This is a genomic window from Bradyrhizobium ferriligni, assembly GCF_056837965.1.
In genome coordinates this window covers 1-2,681 of sequence record NZ_JBXEJO010000160.1, presented here as the reverse complement: position 1 = coordinate 2,681, position 2,681 = coordinate 1, and the positions used below count along the sequence as shown (strand labels likewise).

Sequence of the window (2,681 nt, the reverse complement as noted above, 5' to 3'; positions counted from 1 at the left end):
GCCGGGAACAGCGTGCTCTGCCCGCGACCCAACCCTTCAACAAAGCGCTTCATCAGATGCCCCGCAAAGTTGGGGAATCTTATCGCGCGAATCACTTCAAACAGAGCGTTTTCACACAGCCTGGGCCAAATGCGGACATGGCCAGCTCAATCGATCGCCTCGTCGGCGCGCGGGCAACGACATCGCGAAACGGCAATGGGCGCGATTGAGCAATTAGTATTGATCCAGATCAAGACCGCTGCCACCGGCCGGCCACTACGCTGTCGGCTAGGAAGTGCCGCCCAACACGTACCGAAGGATGTTGGACTCAGGAATGAGCATTTTTTGTTTAAGTTCATGAGCGCAATCTTCGGTACCAAGGCGGAGGCGGCCTCGCCGAGCGTTACCGAAACGTGGGAGCGATCATGAGTGCACCGTCTCCCCGGTAATGAAGCCGCAAATCACGAGTACAGTCGGCTACTTCCCACAGGAGCCTTTCAAGAAGGACACAACTCATGTCGAACTATGATCGAAATGCAGCTGCGCCGGGCTTCCCCGCAAACGGCGCCATAGCGATAGACGTCGGCCTTCGCGCTTTTATGCTGCGCGTATATAATTACATGGCCGCCGGCGTTGGCTTGACCGGCGCTGCAGCGTTTTTGACCTATCAGTTCACCGGCCCTGAATTGCTTCAAAGTCCGCTGATGTGGGTGCTAATGCTGGCGCCACTGGGACTGGTGTTCTTTATCAGTGCACGAATCAACACGCTGTCGGTGGAAGCTGCGCGAGGATTGTTTTTCCTCTATGCGGCCCTGGTCGGGATTTCATTGTCGACCATCTTCCACATTTACACACAGTCCTCGATCACCAGAGTGTTCTTCATCTCAGCGGCTGCCTTCGGCGCGCTCAGTATCTGGGGCTACAGTACCCAGCGAAGCTTGTCTGGATTTGGAACGTTCCTGCTTATGGGCTTGATCGGCATCATTATCGCTAGCCTGGTCAATCTGTTTCTGAGATCGAGCGGGCTCGATTGGACGATTTCCATTATCGGAGTCGGCGTCTTTGCGGGGCTCACGGCCTACGATACCCAGCGGATCAAGGGGATGTACGACGGCGGCGATGACACCACTTCGGCCGGCCGCAAGGCAGTGTTGGGTGCGCTGTCGCTCTACCTCAACTTCATCAACCTGTTCATGATGATGCTGCGCCTGATGGGCGGCCGACGCTAGACTATGACGTCATTCTCGACTGCGATCCGCTCGCCGCTGCGCGATGAGGCACGACGATTGAATAACAAGGGCGCTTTGGCGTGGGAATGTCTGCTGAGGGTCAACTCCGAAGTCGGAACGCGCAACCGTAACGTCCGCTTCACCTCCGACACCTGACTTTCGATAGCCTGCGCGGCACTTCCGAAAAGGGCTGTGACCCGGGCGCCTACATTGATCCAGATCAACGGGCGGGGGCCGGCTACTATAGAGTTGCTGCGCTGAGATCGTTAGATACTCCCAACCCTGCCCGACATCGAGTGCTCGACGTATCATTGCTGCGCAAGCTGAAGGGATATTGAAATGATCACAGTTCCGGAACTGGTATCGCAAGCCTTGGGGTCGTTTCTAACGGCGGAAACGAAGGACCGGTTTGGCGCTTCACATGCCGGTTTGACTGAGCTGCTTCCGTTTGCGGCGAAGCTCACGTTGGAGTGCATCGGTAACAGCGACGCCCTGTACCACAACATTGAGCATACATTGCTCGTTACCCTTGCCGGACACGACATCTTAACCGGACGTGCGCTGTTGCGGCCGACGACAGCAAACGATTATGCGAATTTCATTCTGGCGTGCCTCACCCATGACATCGGGTACGTTCGCGGCATTGTTCAAGGAGATGAAGACGAGTCCTTTATCGCAGATGTAAATGGCGGCACCATTCGTCTGCCTCGAGGATCGTCCGATGCCGCGCTTGCTCCGTATCACGTGGACCGTTCGAAATTGTTCGTGCTCGAGCGCCTGGACTCGGAAGAGCTGGATGCGAACCGCGTGGCCCAGGCAATCGAATATACCCGCTTTCCTTATACGCTATCCTCGAACGACAGTCTGATAGAAGAAGAGGGGTTGCTGCTGCGGGCCGCCGATCTTATCGGGCAGCTCGGCGATCCCCACTATCTGAGGAAGTCGAACGCGCTGTTCTACGAATTTGAAGAGGTCGGGCTCAACAAAACGCTGGGCTACGCGACGCCGGCAGACATCGTTTATAAGTATCCCCAATTTTACTGGAAGACCGTTGCTCCCCAAATTCAAACGGCGATACGCTATCTCAATGTCACTTCTCGCGGCCGTCGATGGATAGCAACTCTCTATGGTAACGTGTTTCGGGCGGAGCGTGAGATGAATCTGTCGGGACCGCAGCCGTAATAGACGCCGTCTCGTGGCTGAACATGGTGACAGTGCCGACCACGAGCGCAGGTGGTTTGCCAGAATCCACCAATGGGTCAGGTTCGGGTCATAAGCCGCCGACGACTACCGAACTGGGCAACTTCCGCTTTATGACGGGAAGCCGACGGTTATGAGTACACGCCCTAGCACTACTTTGGCAGATTGTTGATTTTGTCGCGTTTTATAGGATTCCCGAATCGATTTTTCAATGATTCATGGATGGTCGGCTCTTGGAGGGCTGACCATGCGGGGATGGGAAGACGAACTCGA

Annotated in this window: 3 protein-coding genes; all 3 read left to right on the top strand. The window is 55.8% G+C overall.

Annotation, left to right across the window (positions count from 1 at the left end):
- Positions 1-209 (top strand): hypothetical protein (locus AC1VNY_RS42285; RefSeq protein ID WP_482409638.1); only part of this gene is annotated, 209 nt, incomplete at its 5' end.
- A gap of 285 nt (positions 210-494) precedes the next feature.
- The gene (locus AC1VNY_RS42280) at positions 495-1,208 is read left to right on the top strand and encodes a Bax inhibitor-1/YccA family protein (RefSeq protein WP_482409637.1); all 714 of its coding nucleotides are present in this window, start codon (positions 495-497) and stop codon (positions 1,206-1,208) included.
- 339 nt (positions 1,209-1,547) lie between these two features.
- Positions 1,548-2,390: a metal-dependent phosphohydrolase gene (locus AC1VNY_RS42275; RefSeq protein ID WP_482409636.1), complete on the top strand. Its 843-nt coding sequence runs from the start codon at positions 1,548-1,550 to the stop codon at positions 2,388-2,390.
- Positions 2,391-2,681: the final 291 nt, after the last annotated feature.